The organism is Actinocorallia lasiicapitis, from assembly GCF_054778695.1.
Window position 1 is genome coordinate 1 of record NZ_BAAGZI010000360.1, and the last position, 6,124, is coordinate 6,124.

General features: G+C 72.7%; 7 protein-coding genes. 2 read left to right on the top strand and 5 right to left on the bottom strand.

What is annotated here, in order from left to right; translation table 11 throughout:
- The 4 genes from lnt to ACYVE7_RS27515 form a co-directional block, all read right to left on the bottom strand.
- On the bottom strand, positions 1-1,236 hold a 1,236-nt coding region (gene lnt / locus ACYVE7_RS27500), incomplete at its 3' end, for an apolipoprotein N-acyltransferase (RefSeq protein WP_460368588.1).
- Complete coding sequence (locus ACYVE7_RS27505) at positions 1,233-2,018, bottom strand: PhzF family phenazine biosynthesis protein (protein ID WP_460368590.1); 786 nt, start codon at positions 2,016-2,018, stop codon at positions 1,233-1,235. The genes lnt and ACYVE7_RS27505, both read right to left, overlap by 4 nt.
- Before the next feature lie 9 nt (positions 2,019-2,027).
- Positions 2,028-2,597 carry a GNAT family N-acetyltransferase gene (locus tag ACYVE7_RS27510; protein ID WP_460368592.1) on the bottom strand — a complete coding sequence of 190 codons (570 nt, stop codon included), beginning with the start codon at positions 2,595-2,597 and terminating at the stop codon, positions 2,028-2,030.
- A 9-nt stretch (positions 2,598-2,606) separates the two neighbouring features.
- A complete protein-coding gene (locus tag ACYVE7_RS27515) occupies positions 2,607-4,049 on the bottom strand; it encodes an MFS transporter (RefSeq protein WP_460368594.1) in 1,443 nt (480 codons plus the stop codon).
- Between the two features lie 102 nt (positions 4,050-4,151).
- Here ACYVE7_RS27515 and ACYVE7_RS27520 point away from each other — a divergent pair, with 102 nt between their 5' ends.
- A complete protein-coding gene (locus tag ACYVE7_RS27520) occupies positions 4,152-4,802 on the top strand; it encodes a TetR/AcrR family transcriptional regulator (protein ID WP_460368596.1) in 651 nt (216 codons plus the stop codon).
- A 32-nt stretch (positions 4,803-4,834) separates the two neighbouring features.
- Here the strand turns inward: ACYVE7_RS27520 and ACYVE7_RS27525 are convergent, their stop codons facing one another.
- Positions 4,835-5,503, bottom strand: coding sequence for a GntR family transcriptional regulator (locus tag ACYVE7_RS27525; RefSeq protein WP_460368598.1), 669 nt, complete (start codon positions 5,501-5,503; stop codon positions 4,835-4,837).
- 124 nt (positions 5,504-5,627) lie between these two features.
- On the opposite strand from ACYVE7_RS27525, the gene ACYVE7_RS27530 reads away from it, so the two are divergent.
- Positions 5,628-6,124 (top strand): aminopeptidase P N-terminal domain-containing protein (locus ACYVE7_RS27530; RefSeq protein ID WP_460368600.1); only part of this gene is annotated, 497 nt, incomplete at its 3' end.

Below are 6,124 nucleotides of genomic sequence, written 5' to 3' on the forward strand. Positions count from 1 at the left end.
GTCGAAGGCGGCCGACACCCCGGTGAGCGCGGCCTGCGCCACGGGACGGCCGGACTCGGCGGCCCGCACCGCGGCCAGCGACGCGTGCTGGGGCGGCGCCCAGGAGTCCTGGAAGGTCGAGGTCGCCGACTGGACGACGATCACCCGCGCGCCCCGGTTCGCGGCGGCCCTGGCCAGGTCGGGGAAGGCGGACTCGAAGCAGATCACCGGGGCGACGGGCACTCCGTGGACGTCGAACAGGACGTCGCCGGTGCCGGGCGCGCGGTCCTCCCCCGCCGCCTTACTGATCTTGGTGAGCCAGCCGAGCGCGAACCGGAACGGGACGTACTCCCCGAACGGGACGAGCCTGGTCTTGGCGTACCTGCCCTTCTCCACCCCGCCCTCCAGCAGTACCGAGACCTTGGAGATCCGGCCGCTCGCGTCACGGGCGTCCTGGTTGACCAGGACGGCGGGGCCGTCGAGCCGGTCCCGCAGGTCGGGGTGGCGGCTCAGGTCGTAGCCGACGCTGCTCTCCCCCCACACCACCAGATCGACCGGCGGCAGCCCGCCGGTGATCCGCAGCCCCTCCGCGAACCGGGTGGCGGGATCGTGCACGACGCCCGGCTGGACCAGCGCGACCCTGAACCGGCCGTCCTCGGGCGGCTCCCCCGCAGCCCAGTAGACGAGCGGCCCCGCCACCAGCGCGGCCGCCGCGACGCCCAGGGCCCGCCGGTCGGCCGCCACCAGCGCCGTGTTCACCAGGACCAGCACGAAGCTGATCGCCCAGACCCCGCCGATCCCGGCGAGGGACAGCACCACCGGATGCCGCCACTGGGTGGCGCCGAACACCGCCCACGGCCCGCCGAAACCATGCCAGGACCGGGCGTACTCCCCCAGCACCCAGACGGCCGGGACGACGACGAGCCCCGCGACGCCGAGCAGCGCGAACACCGCCAGCCCCCACAGCGCCCACGGCGCGGCGAACACGAACGCCACGACGAGCACGCCGGGGCCGATGCTGGGCGTCATCCAGTACACGGCGGCCAGCAGATAGCCGAAGCCGAACGCCCAGCCGCGCCGCCACGCCGTCCGCGGATCGCCCGCCGATCTGATGAGCAGCAGCCCGGGCACCAGGCCCACCCAGGCGAGCAGGGCCAGTCCCGGCCGCGGAAAGGCGAGGACGGGCAGCATCCCCGCCAGCAGCGACCAGATCACTCCCCCAGTGAACGGCACCGCCCCGCACGGGACAAGTTTCACACCCGCAGTTCGCCGTCCAGAACGGTGACGGCCTCCCCGCCGAGCAGGACCCTGTCGCCGCGCAGGGTCACCCGGACGGTGCCGCCGCGCGCCGAGAGCTGGCGGGCCGTCATCGACTCCTTGCCGAGGATCCCGCCCCAGAAGGGCGCGAGCATACAGTGGGCCGAGCCGGTGACCGGGTCTTCGGCGACCCCGACGGCCGGGGCGAAGAACCGGGAGACGAAGTCGCAGTCCTCGCCGGGCGCGGTGACGGTGACGCCCCTGGCGTCGATCTTCGCCAGGGCGGTCTGGTCGGGGTCGACGGCCCGCACCGCGGCGGCGTCGGGGAGTGCCACCAGCAGATCGTGCTGGGCGTTGCGGCGGACCTCGGCGACGGGCACGCCCAGGGCGTCGGCGAGGCCGTCGGGCGCCTCGGCGGGCCAGGACGGCATCGCGGGGAAGTCGAGTTCGTAGCCGGAGACCGCCGGGGTGACGGTGAGCCGCCCGCTCCTGGTGTGGAAGACGACCGGCTTGTGCGGCGGGATCAGCCCGGAGTCGAACAGGGCGTGGGCGGCGCCGAGCGTGGCGTGGCCGCAGAGCCTGACCTCGACCTCGGGGGTGAACCAGCGGAGCCCGAACTCGCCGTTGCCCGCGTCGCTCAGGAACGCCGTCTCCGAGTGCCGCAGTTCGGCGGCGACCTTCAGCATCCACGCCTCGTCGGCGGGCCCGTCCAGCAGGCAGACCCCGGCGGGGTTCCCGCCGAACGGCGTGTCGGTGAAGGCGTCGACCACGAACATTCTCATGGTCGGACCCTAATGCGCGCCCGCCCAGGGTCCGAGGGGTCTTGCCCAGACCTGTTCCACGGCGGTGACGGTCTTGTAGACCTTCAGCCCGCGTTTCTCGTAGTTGGGAACGGCGGCGGGGCCGTCGAGGGAGCAGGTGTGCAGCCAGACCCGGGTGGTGGCGGGCCCGCCGGGGCGGCGTTCGCCGAGCGTCCAGGCTCTGCGGAGCGCCTCGGTGAGCAGATGGCCGCCGATCCCCCGGCCCTGGAACGGGCGCATCAGCCCGAAGCACCGCAGTTCGACCGAGCCGTCGGGGTCGCCGACGAGCTCCGCGTACCCGGCCGGGGTGCCACGGTCCCAGGCGAGCCAGTTCTCGACGCCGGGCGCGGCCAGGTGCTCCGTCCAGTGCTCGTAGGACCAGCCGAGCCGGTCGGTCCACCGGTGCTCCCCGCCGACCCCGGTGTACAGGTACCGGCCCAGCTCGGGGCTGGGCACCTCGGCCCGGACGATCTCGACCGGCGCGGGCCGCGCCGCGATCAGGTCGTCCGGGGAGGTCTGCTGCAGGTACCAGGTGGTCACCTCGGTCGGCACGGTCTCCATGCGCCGAGCCTAGTGCGCGAGGACCAGTTCGCCGGGGACGAGCTCGGGGACCCTGCGGCGCATCAGCGGGGCGCAGACCAGCGCGCCCAGCACGAAGATCCCCGCCGCCCAGGTGAACACGACGGTGTAGCCGTGCACCATGGCCTCGGCCTGGAGCAGCGGGCTCGGCGCCTTGCCCGCCGCGTAGTCGGTGATCGCGGTGGTGGCGATGGTGCTGAGCAGCGCGGTGCCGATGGAGCCGCCGATCTGCTGGGCGGTGTTGACGGTCGCGGACGCCACCCCGGAGTCGGCGGGCGCGACGCCCAGGGTCGCCAGGCTCATCGAGCAGCCGATGACCAGGCCGAGCCCGAGTCCGAGCAGCATGATCGGGCCGACGACGTCGGCGGCGTAGGAGCTGTGCAGGTCGATCCCGCTCAGCCAGAGCATCCCGGCCGCGCCGAGCAGCATCCCGACGCCGACCAGCACCCGGGGCCCCGCCTTGGGCAGCAGCGCCTGGGTGGACAGCTGCGCGCCGACCATGATCGCCAGCACCATCGGCAGGAACGCGAACCCGGTCTTGACCGGCGAGAAGCCGAGGGTGAGCTGGAGGTAGTAGGTCAGGAACAGGAAGACGGCGAACATGCCCGCGCCGAGGAACAGCACGCCCAGGAAGGACGCGCCCCTGGTCCGGTCGAGGACGACGCGCGGCGGCAGCAGCGGCTGGGCCGTCCGGAGCTGGAGCAGCCAGAAGACCGTCAGGAGGGCGGCCCCGCCGAGCAGGAAGCCGAGGGTGGTGGCCGAGCTCCAGCCTTCGGTCTCGGCCCGGGACAGCCCGTACACGATCGCGAACAGGCCGGCCGAGACGGTGACGGTGCCGGGCAGGTCGAGCTTGGGCCGGTGGGCGGGCCGCTCGTGGGTGAGGAACAGGAGCGCGCCGATCACGGCGATCCCGGCGAACGCCAGGTTGACGTACAGGCACCAGCGCCACGAGGTGTACTCGGTGAGCACGCCGCCCAGCAGCAGCCCGATCCCGCCGCCGGAGCCGGCGACCGCGCCGAAGATCCCGAACGCCTTGGCGCGTTCTGCGGGCTCGGTGAAGGTGGTGGTCAGCAGGGACAGGGCGGCGGGGGCGAGCATGGCGCCGAACACGCCCTGGAGCACCCGGGCGGCGACCAGCACCTCGAAGGTCCCGGCGGCGCCGCCGAGCGCGGACGCGACCGCGAAACCGATCAGTCCGGTGATGAACAGGGGTTTGCGGCCGAACAGGTCGGCGATCCGGCCGCCGATCAGCAGCAGGCTGCCGAAGGCCAGGGCGTAGCCGGTGACGATCCACTGGCGGTCGCCGTCGGTGAAGCCGAGGTCGTGCTGGGCCGAGGGCAGCGCGATGTTCACGATGGTGGCGTCCAGCACGACCATGAGCTGGGCGATGGCGATGACCACCATGATCGCCCACTTCTTCCGGGAAGGCTCCATGACTCCCACTTCTTCACTCGCATTAACCGGAGAACCGCTCTCCGGTTAGTCGAAGGTAACACGAAGCGGAGGATATTCCTCCGCTTGATAGGATCAGGGTCTATGAGCTCCGACACACGGCCGCTGCGCGCCGACGCCGAACGGAACCGGCGGCGCGTCCTCAACGCCGCGGCGGAGCTCTTCGCCGAGCAGGGGCTCGAGGTGACCCTCGACGACATCGCGCGGCACGCGGGCGTCGGGGTGGGCACGGTCTACCGGCGCTTCGCCAACCGCGAGGCGCTGGTCGACGAGCTGTTCGAAGAGAAGCTGGTCCAGCTCGTCACCATCGCCGAGCAGGCGCTGACCGAGCCCGATCCCTGGCTGGCCCTGTCGGGTTTCCTCACCGGCATGTGCACGGCGCAGGCGGGCGACCGGGGGCTGCGCGAGATCGTGCTGGGCGGCAGCCACGGCTCCGACCGCGTCCGCAGGACGCGCGAACGGCTGATGCCGATCGGCCGGACCCTGATCGAACGGGCCCAGGCCGCGGGCGTCGTCCGCGCCGACCTGAACGTCACCGATATGCCGATCATCGCGTTCACCATCGCGACGGTCGCCGACTACACCGGCGCGATCGCGCCCGAAGCGTGGCGGCGGCAGCTGGCCTTCGTCCTGGACGGCCTACGCACGCCCGAACCGGCCGAGCTGACCGCACCGCCGCTCACCGTCGACCAGGTGGACGTGGTCATGCGCGGCTGGCGGCCGCCCCGCCGCTGAGCTGCGCTATTCGGGGCGGTCGCTGAGCAGCGTTATTCGGGGCGGTCGGCCCAGATGCCCCGGACATGGCGCAGATGGTGGCCCATGAACGCGGCAGCCCCCTCGGAGTCCCCGGCGGCGACCTTCTCCAGCAGCTCCAGATGCTCACGGGCGGAGTCGACGAGGGCGCCGCTCTCGGAGAGCTGGGTGACGCCGTAGAGCCGGGAGCGGTGGCGCAGATCGCGGACGACGCCGAGCAGATGCCCGTTGCCCGCCAGGGCCAGCAGCTCCAGATGGAAGGTCTGATCGGCCTCGATATAGCCCAGGACGTCGCCGGATTCGGCGGCCGCGACGATCGCCTCGGCCCTGGGCCGGAGCGTCAGGACGCGCTCGGCGGGGACGGTGGAGGCGACCTTGGCGACGGTGGGGACCTCGATCAGCGCCCGGATCTCGGTGATCTCGTCCAGGTCCCGCTCGGACAGGTCCGTCACCCGGAAACCCTTGTTCCGGACGACCGTGACCAGGCCCTCCTTGGCGAGGTCGAGCATCGCCTCGCGGACCGGCGTGGCCGACACCCCGAACCGCTCGGCCAGCACCGGCGCCGAGTAGATCACCCCGGGCCGCATCTCGCCCGCCACGAGGGCGGCGCGCAGCGCGTCGGCGATCTTCTCGCGGATGTTCTGACGCGCACCGAAGTCCGGAAGGTTCAACGGTTCGGACATCAGCGGCGCCCCTCTCTCCAAGCCCGACTACCCAGAGTAGGGTGTCACATTGCCGACCGCTTACGCCACTTCGGCCGACGGCGGCCGCCAAGGCGCGCTCACCCGACCACGGAGAAAGCCAACGATGTCCCTCTCCTCAGACGACAAGTTCGTCACCGGCAGCCACGACCTCCCCATCCCCGCCGCCCTCGCCGACTTCTTCCAGGGCGGCTGGGCCGGCACGGACGTCGCGCTCCAGCCCGTCCCCGCGGCCGTCTACGCGGCCAAGCGGCGCGCCGCGCTGTCGGCCCGCTTCCCCGGCGAACGCCTCGTCATCCCGGCCGGCGATCTGAAGGTCCGCAGCAACGACTGCGACTACCCCTTCCGGCCGCACTCGGCGTTCGCCCACCTCACCGCCGAACTGGCCACCGAGGCCGTCCCGGAGACCGTGCTGGTGCTGGAACCGGACGGCGCCGGGCACGAGGCCGTCCTGTACACCCATCCGCGGTCCCCGCGCGACGGCTCGCCGCTCGGCGCGCAGTTCTACCGCGACCGCAGGCACGGCGAGTTCTGGGTCGGCCGCCGCCGCACCCTGCGCGAGACCGAGGACGCGCTCGGCCTGTCCGCCGCGCCCGTCGAGGC

Excerpts from the sequence above, each read along its gene's own strand:
- ACYVE7_RS27505 (WP_460368590.1), bottom strand. The coding sequence starts at position 2,018 with ATGAGAATGTTCGTGGTCGACGCCTTCACCGACACGCCGTTCGGCGGG.
- ACYVE7_RS27510 (WP_460368592.1), bottom strand. The coding sequence starts at position 2,597 with ATGGAGACCGTGCCGACCGAGGTGACCACCTGGTACCTGCAGCAGACC.
- ACYVE7_RS27515 (WP_460368594.1), bottom strand. The coding sequence starts at position 4,049 with ATGGAGCCTTCCCGGAAGAAGTGGGCGATCATGGTGGTCATCGCCATC.
- ACYVE7_RS27520 (WP_460368596.1), top strand. The coding sequence starts at position 4,152 with ATGAGCTCCGACACACGGCCGCTGCGCGCCGACGCCGAACGGAACCGG.
- ACYVE7_RS27525 (WP_460368598.1), bottom strand. The coding sequence starts at position 5,503 with ATGTCCGAACCGTTGAACCTTCCGGACTTCGGTGCGCGTCAGAACATC.